This window comes from Ancylobacter sp. SL191, from assembly GCF_026625645.1.
Classification (GTDB): Bacteria; Pseudomonadota; Alphaproteobacteria; order Rhizobiales; family Xanthobacteraceae; genus Ancylobacter.
This window is the reverse complement of record NZ_CP113056.1, coordinates 3,973,877-3,994,620: the sequence shown is the minus strand read 5'-3', so window position 1 is coordinate 3,994,620 and position 20,744 is coordinate 3,973,877. Positions and strand designations below refer to the sequence as shown.

Annotated in this window: 16 protein-coding genes; 7 read left to right on the top strand and 9 right to left on the bottom strand. The window is 67.8% G+C overall.

Annotation, left to right across the window (positions count from 1 at the left end):
* Positions 1 to 26 precede the first annotated feature (26 nt).
* Positions 27 to 746 (top strand): phosphoribosyltransferase, encoded by a 720-nt coding sequence (locus tag OU996_RS18265; protein WP_267583015.1) that lies wholly within the window; start codon positions 27 to 29, stop codon positions 744 to 746.
* 73 nt (positions 747 to 819) lie between these two features.
* On the opposite strand, the gene OU996_RS18260 is transcribed toward OU996_RS18265, so the two are convergent.
* A complete protein-coding gene (locus OU996_RS18260) occupies positions 820 to 2,196 on the bottom strand; it encodes a diguanylate cyclase domain-containing protein (protein ID WP_267583014.1) in 1,377 nt (458 codons plus the stop codon).
* A 30-nt stretch (positions 2,197 to 2,226) separates the two neighbouring features.
* Entirely contained in the window at positions 2,227 to 4,539 is a 2,313-nt protein-coding gene (locus OU996_RS18255) for a xanthine dehydrogenase family protein molybdopterin-binding subunit (protein WP_267583013.1), read from the bottom strand.
* 254 nt (positions 4,540 to 4,793) lie between these two features.
* On the opposite strand from OU996_RS18255, the gene OU996_RS18250 reads away from it, so the two are divergent.
* From OU996_RS18250 to OU996_RS18240, 3 genes are read left to right on the top strand one after another with little or no spacing between them, the layout of a single operon-like run.
* Entirely contained in the window at positions 4,794 to 7,097 is a 2,304-nt protein-coding gene (locus tag OU996_RS18250; RefSeq protein WP_267585748.1) for a xanthine dehydrogenase family protein molybdopterin-binding subunit, read from the top strand.
* On the top strand, positions 7,094 to 7,972 hold the full coding sequence (locus OU996_RS18245; protein ID WP_267583012.1) for an FAD binding domain-containing protein: 879 nt from the start codon (positions 7,094 to 7,096) through the stop codon (positions 7,970 to 7,972). The genes OU996_RS18250 and OU996_RS18245 overlap by 4 nt, the downstream gene beginning before the upstream one ends.
* Positions 7,969 to 9,174, top strand: a complete 1,206-nt coding sequence (locus OU996_RS18240) for a xanthine dehydrogenase family Fe-S subunit (protein ID WP_267583011.1) — start codon at positions 7,969 to 7,971, stop codon at positions 9,172 to 9,174. The genes OU996_RS18245 and OU996_RS18240 overlap by 4 nt, the downstream gene beginning before the upstream one ends.
* Before the next feature lie 79 nt (positions 9,175 to 9,253).
* On the opposite strand, the gene OU996_RS18235 is transcribed toward OU996_RS18240, so the two are convergent.
* The 3 genes from OU996_RS18235 to pxpB all read right to left on the bottom strand — a co-directional run bounded on the left by OU996_RS18235 (position 9,254) and on the right by pxpB (position 11,938).
* Positions 9,254 to 10,051, bottom strand: coding sequence for a GntR family transcriptional regulator (locus OU996_RS18235; RefSeq protein ID WP_267583010.1), 798 nt, complete (start codon positions 10,049 to 10,051; stop codon positions 9,254 to 9,256).
* Between the two features lie 61 nt (positions 10,052 to 10,112).
* Positions 10,113 to 11,150 carry a biotin-dependent carboxyltransferase family protein gene (locus tag OU996_RS18230; protein ID WP_267583009.1) on the bottom strand — a complete coding sequence of 346 codons (1,038 nt, stop codon included), beginning with the start codon at positions 11,148 to 11,150 and terminating at the stop codon, positions 10,113 to 10,115.
* Positions 11,147 to 11,938, bottom strand: coding sequence for a 5-oxoprolinase subunit PxpB (gene pxpB / locus OU996_RS18225; RefSeq protein ID WP_267583008.1), 792 nt, complete (start codon positions 11,936 to 11,938; stop codon positions 11,147 to 11,149). Before pxpB ends, OU996_RS18230 begins: the two co-directional genes overlap by 4 nt.
* Before the next feature lie 112 nt (positions 11,939 to 12,050).
* Between pxpB and OU996_RS18220 the strand changes: the two genes are divergently transcribed.
* Both OU996_RS18220 and cofH read left to right on the top strand, forming a co-directional pair.
* Positions 12,051 to 12,827 (top strand): LamB/YcsF family protein, encoded by a 777-nt coding sequence (locus OU996_RS18220; protein WP_267583007.1) that lies wholly within the window; start codon positions 12,051 to 12,053, stop codon positions 12,825 to 12,827.
* 4 nt (positions 12,828 to 12,831) lie between these two features.
* On the top strand, positions 12,832 to 15,261 hold the full coding sequence (cofH, locus tag OU996_RS18215; protein ID WP_267583006.1) for a 5-amino-6-(D-ribitylamino)uracil--L-tyrosine 4-hydroxyphenyl transferase CofH: 2,430 nt from the start codon (positions 12,832 to 12,834) through the stop codon (positions 15,259 to 15,261).
* A gap of 117 nt (positions 15,262 to 15,378) precedes the next feature.
* Here cofH and OU996_RS18210 read toward each other — a convergent pair whose 3' ends face one another.
* The 4 genes from OU996_RS18210 to OU996_RS18195 form a co-directional block, all read right to left on the bottom strand.
* Positions 15,379 to 16,326 (bottom strand): LLM class flavin-dependent oxidoreductase, encoded by a 948-nt coding sequence (locus OU996_RS18210; RefSeq protein WP_267583005.1) that lies wholly within the window; start codon positions 16,324 to 16,326, stop codon positions 15,379 to 15,381.
* 135 nt (positions 16,327 to 16,461) lie between these two features.
* Entirely contained in the window at positions 16,462 to 17,265 is an 804-nt protein-coding gene (locus tag OU996_RS18205) for a CoA-transferase subunit beta (RefSeq protein WP_267583004.1), read from the bottom strand.
* Positions 17,255 to 18,283 (bottom strand): CoA transferase subunit A, encoded by a 1,029-nt coding sequence (locus tag OU996_RS18200; RefSeq protein ID WP_267583003.1) that lies wholly within the window; start codon positions 18,281 to 18,283, stop codon positions 17,255 to 17,257. Before OU996_RS18200 ends, OU996_RS18205 begins: the two co-directional genes overlap by 11 nt.
* Positions 18,258 to 19,751, bottom strand: coding sequence for a pyridoxal-phosphate dependent enzyme (locus tag OU996_RS18195; protein WP_267583002.1), 1,494 nt, complete (start codon positions 19,749 to 19,751; stop codon positions 18,258 to 18,260). The genes OU996_RS18200 and OU996_RS18195 overlap by 26 nt, the downstream gene beginning before the upstream one ends.
* A 510-nt stretch (positions 19,752 to 20,261) precedes the next feature.
* On the opposite strand from OU996_RS18195, the gene OU996_RS18190 reads away from it, so the two are divergent.
* Positions 20,262 to 20,726 carry an SRPBCC family protein gene (locus tag OU996_RS18190; protein WP_267583001.1) on the top strand — a complete coding sequence of 155 codons (465 nt, stop codon included), beginning with the start codon at positions 20,262 to 20,264 and terminating at the stop codon, positions 20,724 to 20,726.
* The last annotated feature ends 18 nt before the right edge of the window (positions 20,727 to 20,744 follow it).

Here is a 20,744-nt window from a genome sequence, read left to right as displayed (position 1 = left end):
CCCGCCCTGCGCCGCTAGGCTGGGGCGTGACCGACGATTTCACCGAATCCACGCTGGCCTATTGGCAGGAACTGCACCCCGGCGTGCCGGCCGGTGTCGCGGCCGCGCCGCCCTATAGGCGGGGCTATCCGGTGACGCTGCCGGATGGCCGGGTGCTGGTCCTGCCGCTGCGCCGTCTGCCGAACGCCGAGCAGGCCGTCGCCTCGCTCATCGCCAATCAGGCCTCCCATCAGGTGGTCGCCGCGCTCAGCGACGCGATGGCGGAGGAGGCGCGGGGGCTGGGCGCCGAGGTGGTCGCCGGCCTGCCGACCCTCGGCCTCGCCTTCGCCGCCGGGGTAGCCGAGCGCCTCGGCCAGACCCGCTATGTGCCGCTCGGCTATTCCCGCAAGTTCTGGTACGCGGACGAACTCTCCGAGCCGGTCTCCTCCATCACCTCGCCGGAAGCCGGCAAACGTCTGCGGCTCGACCCGAACCTGCTGCCGCTCATCGAAGGCCGGCGCGTCGTTCTGGTGGATGACGCCATCTCCACCGGCGCGACGGCGGTGGCCGCCTGCCGGCTGCTCGCCCGCGCGGGGGCCGAGATCGCCGGCATGGTGGTGGCGATGAAGCAGACCAATCGCTGGGTGGCGGCGATGGCGGATGTCCTCCCGCCCGACACCATCCGCGCCGCCTATGGCTGCCCGCGCTTCACCCTGCGCGCCGACGGCTGGTGGCCGGAAGAGGCGACGCGGCCGGAGGTGCCTTAGGGGGCACTTCTCACGTGAGCGCTTCCGGCGCAGCGCTCACCGGCCGGACACGCGAGGCCTGTGGGTTGGGGGCTCAGCGGGAGGCAAACCGGTACGTGTTGCGGCCGCCGAGTTTGGCGGCATAAAGCGCGCGGTCTGCCGCCGAGAGCACCTGATCGACATCCAGCCCGTCCTGCGGGGCCAGCGCGATGCCGATGCTGAGCGTGGCCTGAATCTCATGTGCCCGGAACAGGATCGGACGCGCCATCGCGTCGATCAGACGTTCTGCCATCATGGTGGCCGAGACGGCAGGTTCGGCGTCGTCCAGCATCCGTATCAAGGCGAATTCATCGCCGCCCAACCGGACCGCGATGTCGTCGTCGCTTATGGCGACCTGAAACCGCCGCGCGGCTTCGCTCAGCACGGCGTCTCCGGCCTGATGGCCGAACGTGTCGTTGATGCGCTTGAAGCCGTCGATGTCCATGCAGAAAAGGGCGAAGCGGCGTCCATCCCGCTGCGCCTGCCGCACGGCCTCCGCCAGCCGCTGGTCGAAAACCGCCCGGTTGGCAAGACCGGTGAGCGTATCGTGCGACGCCAGATATTCGAGGTGGCTTTCCGCCTGCTTGCGCCGCTGGATGTCGCGCACGGAAGCCACATAGCCATTGGGGGCTCCCGTGGCCGGATCATAGGTGAGCCGGACCGAGGCTTCCATCCACACCCAGTGGCCGTCCTTATGGCGTTGGCGCACCTCGGAAGCCCCGGTCTCAAGCTTACCGGAGCGGATCTCCGCCATGAGCGCGCCGAAACTCTCACGATCTTCCGGGTGAACGAGGTCGATCGCGCGATGGCCGATCAGCTCTTCCGGCTCATAACCGAGCAGGGCGCGCACGGAGGGCGAGATATAGAGGCGGATGCCCTCGAGATTGCCGCGCACGATGGTGTCGGTCGAGGTCTCCGCCAGCAGGCGGAATTCCTTCTCCTGCCGGCGGGCGAGCTCGGCCTGCCAGCTCAACTGCAGGGCCTGACCGGCGAGGGTGCCGAGATCCAGCAGTTGCCGCCGCTGATCGGGGGCGAGATCACGCGGCCGCGTGTCGAGGACGGCAAGGCGGCAAGGCTCAAGGTTGCACGCGGCAGGGACGGCGACCGTCAGCACGGCGAGAAAGCGCACGCGCTTCTCTCCCGCGACCCCGCTCAGCTTAGCGGGTGCAGGGCCGTTCCGCGTATCGCCGAGGACGAGCAGGGGCGATGCGGGATCGTCCGGCGGCAGGTCCGTCCGAAGAGCGGCGGCGACGGAGGGCCCAAAGGTGCTGTCGTCGATGCTCGCCAGCCATACATGGTCGCCCTGCCACAGGCAGGCGAAGGGCACATCCAGAAGATCCCGCGCGATCCGGCAGAGCGCCGCGAGATCAGGAGAGCCGGCGGCGAGGGATGGCGTGTCGCTCGCGGATGAGACAGGTACAGGCGGATTCATCAACGCGTTCGGACGAAAGACGTCCGAACTCTAATCATACGACGTCTGGCGCGCCAAGGCTTTCGCCCCCTCGATCGCCTCCCACACCCGCGACGGGGTCAGCGGCATGTCGAGATGGGTGATGCCGAGCCCTTCGAGCGCGTCCACCACCGCGTTGACGAAGGCGGGCGGGGCGCCGATGGCGCCGGCTTCCCCCGCGCCCTTGATGCCGAGCGGGTTGGTCGTGCAGGGGGTGTTCTGCGTCGTCACAGAAAAGAAGGGCAGGTCGTCGGCGCGCGGCAGGCCGTAATCCATGAAGGAGCCGGACAGCATCTGCCCGGTCTCGGGGTCGTACACCGTGCGCTCGGTCATCGCCTGGCCGATCCCCTGCGCGATGCCGCCATGCACCTGCCCGGACAGCACGAGCGGGTTCAGCGTGCGGCCGAAATCATCGACCACCGTGTAGCGCTCGACGGTGATGAACCCGGTCTCCGGGTCCACCGCGACCTCGCAAATATGCGCGCCATTGGGGAAGGTGCCGATCATCTGCTCGAAATCGCCGACACCCTCCAGCCCGCCGACCTTGGCGGCGACATCGACGATGCCGACATGCCGGTTGGTGCCGGGCACGCGGAACAGGCCCTCGTCGAACTCCAGCTCGCGCTCGTCGACCTCCATGAGCTTCGCCGCCGCCTGACTGGCCTTCGCCAGCAGCGCCCCGGCGGCGAGCTTCAGCGCGCCGCCGCCATGCACCATGGAGCGCGAGGCGACCGTGCCGCCGGCCGAGGGGATGGGATGGGCGGTGTCGCCGGTCTTCACCGTGATGCGAGCAGGGTCGAGGCCTAGCGCCTCGGCGGTCATCTGCACATAGGTGGTCTCATGGCCCTGCCCGGTGGACTGCGTGCCGACATGCACGGTCACCGCGCCGTCAGTGGCGATCTCCACCCGTGCGCCTTCCTTGCCGGGCACGCCGGTGCGCTCGATGTAATAGGCGAGGCCGATGCCGCGGAGCGTGCCGTCGCCCGCCGCTCGCCGGGCCGGGAAGCCGGCCCAGTCGGCTTCCTCCATGGCGCGGTGCATCACCCGGACGAAATCGCCGGAATCATAGGTCACGCCGGTCGCCGTCCGGTGCGGCATCTCCTCGGGCGGGATCATGTTGAGCGCACGCAAGGCGTCCGGCCCGATGCCGATCTCGCGCGCCGCCTTGTCGACCAGACGCTCGATCAGATAGGCCGCCTCCGGCCGCCCGGCGCCGCGATAGGCGTCGATCGGGGCATTGTTGGTGTAGGCGATGCGCACATCGGTCGCCACCACCGGGATCTTGTAGACGCCCGGCGCCATGGGCGGGCCGGAGAGTGTCGGGCAATAGACGCCGAAGGCCGAGAGCGCCCCGCCGGCGCTCGCCAGCGTCTCCACCTTCAGCGCGGTGAAGCGGTTCTCCGCATCGAGCCCCAGCCACGCCTTCGAGGCATTGTCGCGCCCCTGCGTGTCCGACAGGAAGGCTTCCGCCCGGCTCGACTGCCAGCGCACGGGACGGCCGAGCTTGCGGGCGGCATAGAGCACCAGCGCCTGCTCGGGGTAGGGGATCGCCTTCATGCCGAAGCCGCCGCCGACATCCGGCGTGATGACGCGCAGCCTGTTGCCGGGCAGGCCGAACACGCCCTCGAACATGAAGTCGCGGATCATGTGGCTGCCCTGGCTGCCCGTCACCAGCGTGAACTGGCCCGCTTCCGCTTCGTAAAGCCCGATGGCGTTGCGCGGCTCCATGGCGGAGACGACGATGCGGTTATTGATGAGCTGGATCTCGACCACCCGCGCCGAGGCTTTGAGCGCGGCATCGGCCGCGTCGATCTCGCCGAGCCGCCAGTGCAGCGCCAGATTGCCCGGCGCCTCCTCGAACAGCTCCGGCGCGTCCTCCGCCAGCGCGCTCGCGGGCTCGACCACAGTGGGCAGGTCGTCAATGTCGAGCATCACCGCTTCCGCCGCGTCCTGCGCCGCGCGGGCGGAGGTCGCCACGACGAAGGCGACGGGCTCGCCGAGATAGCGTACCTTCCCGCCGGCCAGCAGCGTGTGGGCGGGCAGCGGCATTTTCTCGCCGCTCACATGGTCGAGCACGATGATGACGGGGAGCGAGCCGATGCCGTCGGCGGCGAGATCATCGGCGGTGTAGACCGCCAGCACCTCCTCCATCTCGCGCGCGGCGCTCACATCGACGCCGTTGAGCACGCCATGGGCGACGGGGGCGCGCACCACGGCGGCGAACAGCTCGCCCTCATAATGAATGTCGTCGGTGAAGCGGCCGGTGCCGGTGATGAACCGGAGATCCTCGACCCGCCGGAAGGGTTGACCCAGACCGAACTTCATCGCGCCGCTCCCTCATTCTGCCGCCGAAAAAGGCATCGCATGATTGTGCTCACTTGCCAATCATTCTATTTGCTAAAAGTCCAGCACATAACGTAGGATAAGTCCGCATCGTGAATAAGATAGCAGTTTCAACGTGAGGTTCGAGGCGCGTGTCGTCAGGGGCGTTCGAGACCGGTTCGCCGGCGGTTGACGGGCAGGGCAAGGCCGCGCGCGGTGTCGGTGCGTCGCTGCCCCGCAAGGAAGATGCCCGGCTCATGGAAGGGCGCGGGCGGTTCATTGGCGACATGCGATTTCCGGGCCAGCTGGAAGTCGCCTTCCTGCGCGCGACCCTCGCCCATGCCCGCATCACCGCTATCCACATTCCCGCCCATCTGAAGGGCCGCGCCTTCACCCATGACGACATGGTGGGGGTGAAAGACATTCTCGCCAAGACCGGCCTGCCGGGCTTCCGCGTCTCCACCCAGCCCTCGCTCGCGAGCGGCAAGGTGCGCTTCGTCGGCGAGCCGGTGGTGATGGTGCTGGCCGACACCCGCGCCGAGGCGGAGGATCTCCTGGAAGAGATCCACGTCGATTATGAGGAACTGCCGGCCAATCACGACATGCTGCGCGCCGTCACCCCGGACGCCGCACGCATTCATGAGGACTGGCCGGACAATGTGTTCCTGATCTCGCAGACCGAGCAGAATTTCAGCGCGGCGCTGGCGGATGCCCCGATCAAGGTGACGCGCGAGGTGCGCACCAGCCGGCAATGCATGGCGCCGCTGGAAGGCAAGGGCTGCATCGCCGTCTCCGAGCGCCACACCGAGCAGCTTCATCTGTGGACCTCGACCCAGATGCCGCACATCGTCCGCTCCGGCCTTGCCGAGTGCCTCGGGCTGGACGAGCGCAAGATCCGCGTCGTCGCCCCCGATGTCGGCGGCGGCTTCGGCTGGAAGGGTCTGCTTCAGCCGGAGGAAGTGTGCTGCGCCTGGGCGGCGCTCAAGCTCGACCGGCCGATCAAATGGCTGGAGGACCGGCGCGAGCACCTGATCGCCGCCGCCAATTGCCGCGAGCACCATTACATCATGACCGCCTATGCGGATGCGGACGGCCATTTGCTCGGCTTCGAGGCCTCCGCCCATGTCGATGCCGGCGCCTATTCGGTCTACCCGTTCTCGGCCTGTCTGGAGGGCGCGCAGGTCGTCTCCAACCTGCCGGGGCCTTACAACCTCCCGGCCTACCGCGCCCGCGCCTTGTCGGTGTGCTCCAACAAGCCGCCCATCGTGCCCTATCGCGGCGTCGCCCGCACCGGCGTGTGCACGGCAATGGAGCTGATGATCGACGCGGTGGCCCGCGCCGCCGGGATCGAGCCCTATGAGGTGCGGCTGCGCAATCTCGTGCGACCCGACCAGATGCCCTTCCGGTCCATCACCGGCAAGGAATTCGACATGGGCGACTATCCCGACAGCCTGCGCCGCGCCCACGCCATGATCGGTCATGACGCCGTGCGCGCCCGCCAGCAGCAGGGCGAGGCGGATGGTCGCCGGATCGGCCTCGGCTATGCCGTCTATTGCGAGCAGGGCGCCCACGGCACCTCGGTCTATCACGGCTGGGGCATCCCCATGGTGCCCGGCTTCGAGCAATGCGGCGCGCGGCTCACCCCGGACGGCACGCTGGAGGTGCGCGTCGGCAATCAGAGCCACGGCCAGTCCATGGAGACCACGCTGGCGCAGATCGCCTGCGAGGTGCTGGGCATCGACCCGGAGCTGGTCAATGTCGTGCATGGCGACACGGCGATGACGCCCTATTCCACGGGAACCTGGGGCTCGCGCTCCGGCGTGATGGCGGGCGGCGCGGTGGCGAGCGCCTGCGACAAGCTGGGCGAGCGCATCAAGCGCATCGGCGCGCATCTCCTGCAGGCCCCGCTGGATGCCGTGCGGATCGAGGATGCCCGCGTCGTCGGCCCCGCCGGCTCCGTCACCTTCCGCGAAATCGCCCACACCTTCTATCGCGCGCCGCAGAACCTGCCTGTCGATGCCGACCCGGACGGGCTCGACCTCGTCGCCGGCTACCGGCCGGTGGTCGATACCGGCACCTTCTCCTACGCCACCCATGCCTGCGTCATCGCGGTGGAGCCGGAGACCGGCGAGGTGGAAATCCTCGACTATGTCATCGTCGAGGATGGCGGCGTGCTGCTGAACCCGATGGTGGTCGACGGCCAGATCTATGGCGGCACCGCGCAGGGCATCGGCACGGCGCTCTATGAGGAGATGGTCTATGACGAGAACGGCCAGCCGCTCGCCTCGACCTTCGCCGATTATCTCCTCCCCGGCGCCAATGAGATGCCGCCGGTGAGGATCCAGCATATGGAGACGCCCTCGCCCAACACCCGCTTCGGGCAGAAGGGCATCGGCGAGGGCGGCGCCATCGCCCCGCCCGCCGCCATCGGCAATGCCATCAATGACGCGCTGGCCGATCTCGGCGTCGAGCTCACCGTCTCGCCGATGACGCCGCGCCGGGTGCGCGAGGCCGTGCTCGCCGCCCGCGCGCGACGTGAAGCCGGGGAGGGCGCCGCGTGAAGCCCGCCCGTTTCGATTATCTGCGCCCTGCCGATCTCCCCGCCGCGCTGACGGCGCTGCGGGACGACGCGGGCGCCAAGCCAGTGTCGGGCGGGCAGAGCCTCGGCCCGATGCTGAATCTGCGCCTCGCCCGGCCCTCGCTGCTCGTCCATGTCGGGGCGCTGCCCGAGCTGCGCGCGGTGGAGGAGGGGCCCGATGCGATCTTCTATGGCGCGGCGATCACCCATGCCGAGTTTGAGGACGGCGTGGTGCCGGACGCGACGCCCGGCTTCCTCGCCCGCATCGCGGGAGGAATCGCGTACCGCGCGGTACGCAATCGCGGCACCATGGGCGGCAGTCTCGCCCATGCCGACCCGGCCGCCGACTGGCCGACCACGCTCGCCGCGCTCGGCGCGCGGGTGAGGCTGGCGCGCGTGGCTGCACACACTGGCCATCAGGCCGGACACACTGGCCTGACTGGTCACCTCACTGCACTCATCGAACCGCGTGAAATCCCGGTCGAGGACTTCATCACCGGCGCTTTCGAGACGGCGCTGGGGGAGGGGGAAGTCGTCACCGGCGTGATCGTTCCGCGGTGTCATGACACCGCCCGCTTCGGCTATCGCAAGTCCTGTCGCAAGGTCGGGGAGTTCGCCGAGGCGATGTGCGCGGTGCTCTATGATCCCGCGCGCGGCGTCTTCCGCCTCGCCATCGGCGCCACCGAGGCCCGGCAGCTGGTGATTCAGGATGCTCGCTTCATTCTGCAAGATATTGAGAAGATTGACGAAGTCCTGCACGAGGCCGGGCTTGCCGACAACCCCGCGAGCTTTCGCCTGCGCCGCGCGGTGATCCGTCAGGCCATCGCCGCGCTTGAGCCCGAGAGCCTTTCCGCATGAATGCCGTGACACATGCCCTGTCCATCGAGGTCAATGGCCGCCCCATCGAGGCCGAGGTCGAGCCGCGCCAGAGCCTGGCCGACTTCCTGCGCGAGGACTTGCTGCTCACCGGCACGCATCTGGGCTGCGAGCACGGCGTCTGCGGCGCCTGCACCGTGCTGGTCGACGGCGCCCCGGCCCGCTCCTGCATCGCCTTTCCGGTGATGCTGGAAGGGTCAAAAATCACGACAATAGAAGGACTTATCGACGATCCCGTGATGGTGGAACTGCGCGCCGCCTTCACCCGCGAGCATGCTCTCCAGTGCGGATTCTGCACGCCGGGCATGCTGGTCATGGCGCGCGATATCGTGCTGCGCCGGCCCGGCCTCGACGCGGCGGCGATCCGGCACGAGCTCGCCGGCAATCTGTGCCGCTGCACCGGCTATGCGGGAATTGTCTCGGCGATTCAACAGGTTGCCGCCGCGCGTGCGCAGGAGGCGCCGGTCGTGACGCGCGGTGCCCTGGCACCGCCGCCGTCCTACGCCTCGCCGCTCACCTTGCCGGTGGCTCCCAGCCGCGCCGTTGCGCCGGCCATGGCCATCTCGCCCGCCGTCATTGCGCCGGTCGACGATAGTGAGGCGGCACCGCCAGTTCCCGAGCTTCTGCGAAATCCCGTTGAAATCACTGAGGAATTCGATGTGGCCGCGCCGCGCGCCACGGTCTGGGCGCTGTTCCAGGATCCCGCCCGCGTCATCGCGTGCCTGCCCGGCGCGCAGCTCACCGAGCCGTCCGACGGTAACATGATCCGGGCAAGGATGGTGGTGAAGCTCGGCCCGATGCAGGCGGCCTTTGGCGGCCTCGGCGTTATCGTCGCCGATCCCGCCGCCTGGTCCGGTACAATCCATGGGCGCGGCGTGGATGAGAAGAGCGCCACGCGGGTGCAGGCGCGGCTCGTCTATCGCCTTGAGGAACAAGGCGAAAATCTCACCCGCGTGCGGGTCGAGGTCGCCTATGTGCTGCAGGGCCCGCTGGCGCAGATGAGCCGGGGCGCCATCGCCCGCGACCTTGCTGCCCGCCTGACCGCGACCTTCGCGGCCAATCTCGACCGGGCGCTGAAGGGCGGGGAGATCGCGGCCGAGGCAGCGCCGCTTGATGCCGGCGGGCTGTTCCTCGCCATGCTCAAGGGCTGGCTCGCCCGGCTCTTCGGGCGCGGCGGGGCTTGAATCGGTGTTTCAACATGGGAGCGAAGCGGGTGAATCAGCATTCCCGCCCGCTCTTCCAACTCATTGAAAATAATAGATATTATCCGAGGAGATCGACGTCGAGCTGCACGCAGTCGCCGCGATAGATGATGTCGGCGACATAGATCACCACGTTATTCGCGTCAGTGATGACGAGATGCGCCTCCACCGTCGGGAAGCCGATGCCGGTCGCCAGCAGGTTCGCCACCCGCGGTTCCACCGTACCGACGATGAAGGACTGCCGGGCCTTCGCCACCGCCAGCCCCTCCAGCGTCGCCACCACCGCGATGGTCGGCTCGCGGTCGAAGCGTTCCGGCGCGAGCTCGTACAGGCGCTCGTCGAAATGCACGCGGGCATAGGAATAGGGCTGCCCGCGCCGCGACTGCACGCTTTCAAGGTAGCGGTAGGATGGTGCCTCTTCGCCATCTTCCGGCCGGATCAGCGGTGCCGGCGGGTTGGCGCTGAGTGGCAGGAAGCGCGGCACGTTGGCGCCGATCGTCCCTGCCAGCGAATGCCATTTCAGGTCGAGCTTCAGCCAGCGTTTTTCCTCGACATTGCCGGAGACGAAGGTGCCCTTGCCCTGGATGCGCCGGACCAGCCCTTCGCTCTGCAGCACCTCGACCGCCTGGCGGACGGTGACGCGAGCGACCCGGAACTCGGCTTCAAGTTCTTGCAGCGTCGAGATTTTCTCGTTCGGCTTCCACACGCCGTCCTCGATCCGCCGGCGAATGACGCCGGCGATCTGGAGATAGCGGGGCACGGGGCTTCGGCGGTAGTCGGGACTGCTGAGGGAGGCCGCGTGGTCCTTGAGCATGGGCAGGCTGGTTCCGATGTCGGCCGCGGCGCGGCGTCGCTTCATAGTGGAATCGGCGGTCTACCTATCTTCAGTATCATGTAATCCTATCCGCCGCCCCGCGCCGCTACTCGGTTTCATACGCGTTGACAACGCCGGAGATCAGATTCGCACGCCAAAGAGCAGCGGTATCGACGTGCGCCGCTGTCCTTACGGGGCAGAGGCTGGCGATGAGCCGGGCGACCGCCTGCTCCTGCGCCCGCCGCGCCGCTTCCGCCTCCGCGACGCTCACCGCCGCGAAGCGCAGCTCGGCGCCCGGCAGAAGCCGACCGGCGGCGGGCACGTCGGCGGAGATCACCGTGGCTATTTTGGCATAGCCGCCAATGGTTTGGTGATCCGCCAGCAGCAGGATCGGCAGGCCCGAGCCGGGCACTTGAATGGAGCCGGTGGCGATGCCGTCGGACACGATGTCGGCGCTGGTGACAAAGCCGAGCGGCGGCCCGTCGAGCCGCATGCCCATGCGGTCCGCCTCGCGGGAGACACGGTACGTGGCGGTGAGGAAGGTGGTCCGCGCGGCCTCGGTAAAGGCTTCCGCCTGCGGGCCGAGCACGACCCGCAGCGTGCCGCCAAAGGCCAGCATCGGCGGGTTGGGAAGTTCGAGACAGGGGCCTGAAGGATCGGCATTGCCCACAGGTATCATGTCACCGGAGATGAGCGCCCGCCCTGCTACACCGCCAAAGCGCCCTTTGAGATCGGTCGCGCGCGAGCCCATCACCACCGGCACATCCATGCCGCCGGCCACCGCCAGAATGGCGCAGCCACTCGCCGTGAGCGCCCCGATGCGCACCGTGGCCCCTTCCGGCACGTCGATGGCCCGCCAGCTCGGATAGGGGCGCGTCTCGCCGTCGGCGATCACCTCGATGCGGGTGGAGGCCCCGGCGAGGGCGATCCGCGCGGGGCCGCCCTCCACCCCAAAGTGAGGCCCCGCAAGGCGTAATTCGAGCGCGGCATCTGTCGCCGCATTGCCAACCAGCGCATTGGCGAGCCGCAGCGCCACCGGGTCCAGCGCGCCGCAGACGGGCACGCCGAAAGCCTGGAAGCCGCGCCGCCCGAGATCCTGCACGCTGGTTTGCGGGCCGGGCTGGAGGATGCGCAGCGTGCTCATACGCGCTCCCCCGCCAGAATTTCATGAGGAGGTATAAAAACACCATCCGCCACCGCCACTCGCACGCGTTCATGCTCAGTGGCATCGACCGGCACGAAGCGCACGCCATCCCCCGGCGCGAACAGCGTCGGCGGGGTGAGCGTGGGGTCGAAGAAGCGAAGCGGCGTGTTGCCGATCAGCCGCCATCCTCCTGGCGATTCAAGGGGATAGACCCCAGTCATGCGCTGCGCGATGGCGACCGAGCCCGCCGGCACCCGCACGCGCGGCACGCTGAGGCGTGGCAGCTCGAGCGCCGCCGGCAGGTCGCCGAGATAGGCGAAACCGGGGAGGAAGCCCTGCACATAGACGCGGTAAGTGGTGCCGGAATGCTGCGCGATCACCTCCGGCACGGAAAGTCCGGTGGCGCGCGCCACCTCATCAAGGTCCGGCCCCGCCTCGCCGCCATAGAACACCGGAAGATGCCAGAGCCGGGCGGGCGCCGCGCCCGCGGTCTCGCCGAGATCGAGCGCGGCCAGCGTCGCCTGCAGCGCTTCCGCCGAGGTCACCAACGGGTCGTAATGCACCAGAAGCGAGCGGAAGGTTGGCACGGTTTCGACGAGGCCGGCGGGTGGCGCGAGCGCCAGCAGGGCGGCGGTGCGATGCACGAGCGCGTTGATTTCCGGCGCGATCACGCTGCCGAACTCCACGGCGAAGGCCGTGTCGCCGACGGGCAGAAAGCGCGCAAGGCCGCCCAGCCGGCGCGTTGCGCCGTCGCCGCCTGTCCCCGCCTGACCGTCCTCGCGCTGCATCTGTCCCCACGCCGCTACGGCAATCATCCTATTCATAGTATGTTTGCGCTTGAAATCCATTATTATCTAATGTGTTAATGAGCGCACGTTCAGCACTGGCAGGAGGCTCCCCGTGGCGCATCGCATCAACATCAACGCCGATATGGGCGAGGGCTACGGTCACTATCAGATCGGCAATGACGCGGAGATCCTGCGGATCGTCCAGAGCGTGAACGTCGCCTGTGGCCTGCATGCGGGCGATGCCACGGTGATGCGCGATGTCTGCATCAAGGCTGAGGCCAATGGCGTGTCGATCGGCGCCCATCCCGGCTTCAACGATATCTGGGGTTTCGGCCGGCGCCAGATCCGCATGAGCGCGGATGACCTCGAATATCTCGTCGCCTACCAGATCGCCGCGCTCATCGGCATGGCCGCCTATGCCGGCGCCAAGGTCACCCATGTGAAGCCGCATGGCGCGCTCAACAACATGGCGGCGGTCGACCGCGACTATGCGCTCGCCATCGGCCGCGCCATCCGCACGGTGGATCCCTCGCTCTACTACCTCGCTTTGTCGGGCTCGCAGATGGAGACGGCGGCGCTGGAGCTCGGCGTGCCGCTGGCGCGCGAGGCCTTCATTGATCGGCTTTACGATGACGAGGGCAATCTGTGCTCGCGCACCAATCCGGCTTCCGTCATCAAGGATCCGGCGGTGGCGGCCGAGCGTGTGGTGCGCATGGTGCTGGAGAAGGAGATCATCTCCATCAACGGTAAGAAAATGCCGACCGCCTTCGACTCGCTCTGCGTGCATGGCGACGAGCCGACCGCGATCGCCGTCGCCAGCGCCTGCCGCGACGCGCTGAAGGCCGCCGGGGTCGAACTCGTCACGCTTCCCGAGATGATGAAGGCCTGAGCCGATGGCAGCGCGCGAGGGCTGGCGGGCAGGGGCGGAGCTGGACGCCAAGGAGGCGCTGGCCCTCGGGGAGGAGGGCGACCTTGCCGCGCTCATGATGGCCGCCGCGCGGGTGCGCGATGCGGGCTTCGGCGCGACCGTCACTGTGTCGCGCAAGGTGTTCATCCCGCTGACCCAGCTCTGCCGCGACGTGTGTCATTATTGTACCTTCGCGCACCCGCCGAAGAAGGGCCAGCGCGCCTTTCTCACACCCGATGAGGTGCTGGAGATCGCCCGCGCCGGCGCCCGCGTCGGCTGCGACGAGGCGCTGTTCACCCTCGGCGACAAGCCGGAGCTGCGCTACGCGGTCGTCCGCGAGGAACTCGCCGCCCTCGGCCATGCGACAACACTGAGCTATCTCAAGGAGATGGCGGGGCTGGTGCTCAAGGAAACCGGCCTGCTGCCGCACATCAATGCTGGCGTGATGGGCGAGGAAGACCTCCTCGGACTGCGCGAGGTTTCGGCCTCGCAGGGACTGATGATCGAGACCACGGCTGAGCGTCTCTCCGCGCGCGGCGGCCCGCATTTCGGTTCGCCGGACAAGCGGCCTGCGGTGCGGCTCGCGACGCTGGAGGCGGCCGGACGCGCCCGCGTGCCCTTCACCACCGGCCTTCTCATCGGCATTGGCGAGAGCCGGCGCGAGCGCATCGAGGCGCTGCTGGCGATCCGCGACAGCCACGCCCGGCACGGCCATGTGCAGGAAGTCATCATCCAGAATTTCCGCGCCAAGCCCGGCACCAAGATGGCCGGCGCGCCGGAGCCTTCGCTGGAGGACCATCTGTGGACCGTCGCGGTCGCCCGGCTGATCCTCGGGCCGGCCATGTCCATTCAGGCGCCGCCCAATCTCCAGCCCGAGGGGCTGAAGGCGCTGATCGACGCCGGCATCAATGATTGGGGCGGCGTCTCGCCGGTCACGCCTGATCATGTGAACCCCGAAGCGCCCTGGCCCGCACTGGCGTCGCTCGGGGTGGCCACCGCCCGCGCCGGCAAGGTGCTGGCGCCGCGCCTTGCGGTCTATCCGCGCTATCTCGATGACCGCGCCACCTGGCTCGACTGCGATGTCGCGCCCCATGTGCTGCGCCGCGCCGACGGTGCCGGGCTCGCCCATGAGAGCGCCTGGCGCGTGGGCGAAGAGGAGCGGACCCGCCTCGTTGACTGGCCCGCCGCGCCGGTGCTGGCGGGCGAGGATGCCACGCTCGACGCCATTCTCGACACGGCCTTCGCCGGGCGGGAACTGGCGGAAGCCGACATCGCCACCCTGTTCGACGCGCGTGGGGCGCGGGCGCAGCGCGTGTTCGAGGCGGCGGACGCGCTGCGGCGCGAGACGGTGGGCGAGACCGTCTCCTATGTCGTCACCCGCAACATCAACTACACCAATGTCTGCGCCTATCGCTGCGGCTTTTGCGCCTTCTCCAAAGGGCGCCAGCACGCCCATCTGCGCGGCCGCGCCTATGAGCTCGACCTCGGCGAGATCCAACGCCGCACCCGTGAGGCATGGGAGCGCGGGGCGAGCGAGGTGTGCATGCAGGGCGGCATTCACCCGGACTTTTCCGGCGAGACCTATCTGGCGATCCTGCGCGCGGTGAAGGCGGCGGTGCCGCAGATGCACGTCCACGCCTTCTCCGCGCTCGAAGTGCGCCACGGCGCGGCGACGCTCGGCGTGCCCGTGCCGGAGTTCCTGCTCATGCTGAAGGAGGCGGGCCTCGGCTCGCTGCCGGGCACGGCGGCGGAGATTCTCGACGACGAGGTGCGCGCCATCATCTGCCCGGACAAGCTGACGACGGACGAGTGGCTGGAGACCGTCGGTGCCGCCCATCGCGTCGGCCTGCGCACCACCTCCACCATCATGTTCGGCCATGTCGACGGCTACCGTCATTGGGCCCGCCATCTGCTGCGCCTGCGCCGGCTTCAGGCGGAGACCGGCGGCATCACCGAATTCGTGCCGCTGCCCTTCCTGCATATGGAGGCACCTTTATACCTCAAGGGCGGCACCCGCGCCGGCCCCAGCCGCCGCGAGGCGCTGCTGATGCACGCGGTCGGGCGGCTCGCGCTTCATCCGCTCATTCCCAACATCCAGGCCTCCTGGGTGAAGCTCGGCGAGGGCGGCATCGTCGCGGCACTGAAGGCGGGGGCGAACGATATTGGCGGCACCTTGATGGATGAATCGATCAGCCGCGCCGCCGGCGGCATGCATGGGCAGGAGTTCCCGCCGGACCGCATGGAAGCCGCCATTCGAATGGCGGGCCGTATCGCCCGCCAGCGCACGACGCTCTATGGCGAGGCGCCCTCGCGCCAGAAGCAGCGCTCCTACGCCGCCGATGCGCTCGCGCCCCGGATCGAGCCGGCCGCTGGCCGCTTCGCGCGGGTCGGCAGCCTTGCCGCTCGTCAGGGCTGATCCTGCTGTCACAGTGAGGAAAAGGGTGAGGGGCGCTTTGAGGGGGTCATGCGCGCCCCTCACCAGCCCGTCTATCCGGGCTACCCTCCATCCGGAGGGATCGGTGAGCCGAGCCGGCTATTTGCGCAGCAGCGGCAGAACCTCGTGAGCGAGCAGGTCGATCTGCTCTTTCTCGTAGCGCCAGGGCACGAAGACGATCTTCTTCACGCCGGTGGCGATATGGGCGGCGATCTGCTCGGCGCATTCGGCCGGCGTGCCGACAATGGCGCTGTCGAAGGTCGAGAGCGAGCCCTTGGACAGATCCCATTCGGCGTGCAGCCATTCGGTCATCTTGGCCATGCCGACCTCGCGCGGGCCGACATAGATCGGCAGCTGGTTGAGGCTGTAGAGCTCGGCCGGATCGCGGCCGGCTTCCTCGGCATAGGCGGTGATCTTCGCCCAGGATTCGTTATACGCCTCAGACGTATAGAAGTAGGTGAGCCAGCCGTCGCCCTTGGTGGCCGCGCGCTTCAGCACGACGTCGACATAGCCGCCGATCAGGATGGGCGGGTGTGGCTTCTGCACCGGCTTGGGGAACATCACCGCATTGCGCAGGTTCAGCTCATCCCATTGGCCGGACACGGAATCTTCCGTCCAGAGCCGCTTCAGGATCTCCAGATTGCGGTCCATGATCTTGCCACGCCGCTCATAGGGAATGCCGACGGCGTCGAATTCGCGCTTGTACCAGCCGACCGCGGCGCCAAGCATCAGGCGTCCATTGGAGATGAGGTCGAGCGAAGAGAGCTGCTTGGCAAGGATCACCGGGTTGCGCAGCGGCAGCACCAGCACGCCCGTGCCGACCTTGATCGTCTTGGTGCGCGCCGCCACCGCCGTGAGCAGCGAGAGCGAGTCGATGATCGGGAAATGCGGGTCGGTGCCGAGCAGGATGTGGTCCCACACCCAGAGCGACTCGAAGCCCAGCTCCTCCATCCGCACGCCATAGTCGATCAGCGCCCTGGCATCCGGCAGCTCCGGGAAGCGGGTGAAGTTGCGCATCGCAATGCCGAAGGAGACGGGGGCGGGCATGGGCTTTCCTTTTCGGTCGACTTCAGGCCGTCATCCCGGACGGCCAAAGGCCGATCCGGGATCGCTGGACACGGGAGAGCGATCCCGGCTCTACGGCTCCACCTCCGGCCGGGATGACGGCGGCGGATATCGAATTCAGGCCGTATAAAGCTGCGCGGGATCGAGCTCGCGCAGAATGGCCAGTTCCTGCGGTGTCGGCGCCTCTGTGGTTGGCACGTCCGCCGGTACCGGCAGCTCGAAGCCGGTATTGGCCTTGATATCCGCCGCCGAGACGCCCGGATGCAGCGCCACCACCGTCATCGCCCGGCTGTCCGGGTCGAAGCCGAGAATGCCGAGATCGGTGACGACGCGGAACATGCCGCCCGCCGGCAGGCCGCGCTCGGCGCGGGTCGTGCCGCCATCGAGGAAGCCGGGGCTGGTGATGAAGTCCACCTTTTCCACGAAACGCCGCTTCTCATGCTTCATGGCGACGATCATGTCGGCGAGCGAAGCGATGTCGTTGCCTCCGCCGGTGCCCGGCAGGCGGATTTTCGGGTCCGCCGCGTCGCCGATGAAGGAGGAATTGAGGTTGCCGAAGCGGTCGATCTGCGCGCCGCCCATGAAGCCGACATCGACATAGCCGCGCTGCAGCATCAGCAGCACCTCGGTGATCGACACCAGCATGTTGGCGCGGCGGGTGCAGCGCTGCTCATTGGTCGATGGTGGTAATTTACCGGCCTCGACAAAGGGGCCGATGACCCCGCCCTCGAACAGGATGGTGAGGCCCGGCGCATGGGTCTTCTGGGCGAGGATGGCGGCGAGAAGGGGTATACCGACACCGGCAAAGACGGTCTGCCCGTCCTTCAAGAGGCGGGCGCTCATTACCGCGAGCAACTCCGAGCCGGTATAGCAGGGGACGGGCGCGAGAGCGTGGCCGGCGCGGGCGCGTTCAGTCGTCATAGATGCCACTCCCGCGACGCTGGGCATCCAGCAACTCGGCCATGCCGATGCGGCTGAGATAGTCCGCCCAGTCCTTCGGCTCGTGATAGTAGCGATCGAGATAGGCGGCCGCGCCAGCTTCCGGGTCGCGTGCGGTCATCTGCGCGTAGAGATCCATGTGGCTGTAGAACGGCTCATAGAGCCCGTAGCACTCATGCGGTGCGCAGCCGAAGGGCACCTCGACCACCGCATCCACGGTGAAGAAGCCGATCCTGGTCTGGTCCGGGTGGCGGCGGATCTGCTCGTTCGAGACGACGCGCTCGGTGGTGAGGATTACCCGGTTCGCCGCCATGGCGATGTCGATGTCCATGAAGGTCAGCCCGTCGAGCTGGGCATTGCCATAGGCGTCGCAGCGCTGGACATGGATGATCGCCACATCGGGATTGAGCGCGGGCACCAGCAGCAGCGTCTCGCCGGTGAACGGGCATTCCATGGTCTTGGCGGCGGCAAAGGCCGGGTCGGCGGGGCCAGTATCGCCGCTCACCCGTCCCAGCACATCCGAGCCGAGCATGGAGCGCATGGGCATGAAGGGCACGCCCATGGCGCCCGCACGGTAGCGCAGGCCCATCGCCATGTGGCTCCACTCCTCGAAGCGCGCGCGCTTCGATTCCGTATAGGCGCGCATGACCTTGGACACGCCCCAGACGATGCCCTGGCTGAACCAGCTGGTGATGATGTGCCGCGAGAGGCCGGAGGCGTAGAAGATGTCGCCTTCGGTCGAGGTGATCGAGCGCGAGACGGTAAGATCCTGCTTCTGCGCCCGCACCAGCGCCCAGATCAGCGCGAAGGGGGTGCGCGACGCCGTGCAGCCGCCGACGGCGAGGTGGTCGCCGTTCTGGACCAGCCGCACGGCGTCCTCCAGCGTCGTCACCTTGTCGCGCAGGCTGCGGTCGCGCTCTCGGGTACGCTGCCGGAGATCGGAATAGGAGAGGGGCGCCACGCTCACATGCTCCTCATGCCGCTTCAGCGATGCCGACATCGCGGTTCATGCGGTCGATCATCTCGTCGAAGATCGGGAGATAGTCCCGCAGCCCCTTCCAGAAGCTCTGGTGGCGGCGGCGGTCGAAATCCTCGACCGAAATGCCCTGCTGCTCGACCCAGGTGTAATAGCCGAGGTTGAACACGCGCTGGCGCTCGCGGTGGTCGAGCTCCAGCACATGGTCGGCATCCCCGCCGAGCAGGTGCTGGCCGAAGGTCTCGGCCGCGTCGATCTGGTCGAACGTCCCGCCCCGGCGGGCGAGATGGGCCGCGAGTTCGCTGGGATAAAGCTCGGCTCCGTCCGTCGCCACGGTGATGATGACATCGTTTTCGCTGAGATCGAGGCGCCGCGCGGTCTTGATCGCCGCCAGCACATTGCCGATGCCGGAGAAACCAAGCTCCGCCAGGCAGTCCAGCGTCGCCGCGTCGATGCCGCGCCGCTCGGCGAGATAGGCGCGGCCGGCGGGCGAGCCGAACAGCAGCGCGAGGTCGTCCGTCGCATGGTCGGAGACGCCGGCGATCAGGTCGGTGTTGGTGACGTTGTGGATCAGCGGCACATGCTTGTCGCCGATGCCCTGAATGTTGTGCTCGCCGAAGCCGTTATAGAGCAGCGTCGGGCATTCCACCGGCTCCATGGCGACGATGCGCGCGCCATAGGTCTCTTTCAGATAGTCGCCCGTCCCCAGCGTGCCGGCCGAGCCGGTGCCGGCCACGAAGGCGGCGAGGTTCAGCGTGCCGGAGGCGTTCAGCGCCTCGAACAGCCGGCCGGCGGCGGTGCCGGTCATGGCGTAATGGGCGAGGTAGTTGGGGAATTCGGAGAACTGGTTGAGGATGAAATTACCTTCGTCCTTCTCCATCTCGCCGCAAGCGTCGTAGATCTCCTTCACATTCGACTCCGTGCCCGGCGTACGCACGATGTCGGCGGGATCGGTGACCCACTGCTCCAGCCAGTTGAACCGCTCCGCGCTCATCCCGCCCGGCAGCACGGCAACGCCATGGCAGCCTAGAATGCGCGAAATGGCGACGCCGCCCCGGCAATAATTACCGGTGGAAGGCCACACGGCGCGGTGATGCGTCGGGTCGAACATGCCGGAGACGAGGCGCGGCGCGAGGCAGGCATAGGCCGCCAGCACCTTGTGCGCCCGGATCATCGGAAAATGCCGGCCCTGCATGACCACGATGCGGGCGGCGACGCCGGTGACGGCCGAGGGCAGTTCAAGGAAGGACGGGACGGACACACCGTCCACACTGTCCGCCTGATTGAACCAATGCACCCCGAAAAGATTGCGCCCATCCGGCGCCCCGCGATCCGCCCGCGCCGCGTGCTCGCGGGCCGTAGGGGACATGGTCTCCGGTGCCGCGAGCTCGGAGAAGCGCGGCAGAACAATGCCGCGGCCGCGCAGATGCGCGACGGTGCGGGCATAGATGCCGTCATCGACGACGCGAGAGGGTAGCTCGAACGGGTTCATGCGGCTCAATCGCAGTTCCGGTTAGGCGTCACGCGCCACAGGTCAGGATGATACTAATCATAGTACCACTGATGCAAATTATCATTCCAAGGTATCAACTTAAATTCGTAGGCGGAGATCGGTCACCCTCTACCCCACGCTTCGGCGCAGCGTCCGGCGGCCCGTCTTGGTGGGGCAGGCGATATGCGGGAGGCGAAGGGTCGAGGGTGATCCGTTTTCCTTTGAGGTATGGTGTGCTAATTGACCATACCAATCATCCCGATTTGCTCAATACACATTGGAACTTAGGCTTGAGCTAATTTTATGCAGCCGGCGCCTTCTCTGCGGGCAGCCAAGCCGTGGAGATTCCGGCTTCCGGCCGGGAATCCCCAGACTGCGCGGGTTGGCACATCGGTTGCTGTGATGGCGCAGGGCGTGTCGTCTGTCCGGGGAAGGGCGGCGCGCCGCGAACTGGTTGAAGTCGCCCAATGGTCGGGTGCAGGATTTGGTGTTTGGGGAAGTGGGTGTCTCATGGAGTTGACGGGATGGCATCGCATCGAGGCTCCCCGCGCGGAAGTGTGGCGGGCGCTCAACGATGCGCAGGTGCTGCGCCAGTGCATCCCCGGATGTCAGGAATTGCTGCAGGTGTCGGCGACCGAATTCACCGCCAAGGTCGTGCTGAAGGTCGGGCCGGTGAAGGCCAGCTTTGCCGGCGCGGTGACTCTGTCTGACCTCGATCCACCTACGGCGTACCGCATCGACGGCGAGGGCCAGGGCGGTGTCGCCGGCTTTGCCAAGGGCGGCGCACGCGTCTGGCTGGTGGAAGAGGGCGAGGTGACCGTGCTCCACTACGAGGCACAGGCGAAGGTGGGCGGCAAGATAGCCCAATTGGGCGCGCGCCTGATCGAGGGCACGTCGAAGAAGCTCGCCGGCGAGTTCTTCAGCGCCTTCGCACAAACGCTCTCACCGGCGGTGGCGCCGGCCGAGCCAAGCTGACTTTTTCGCATAGGCGAC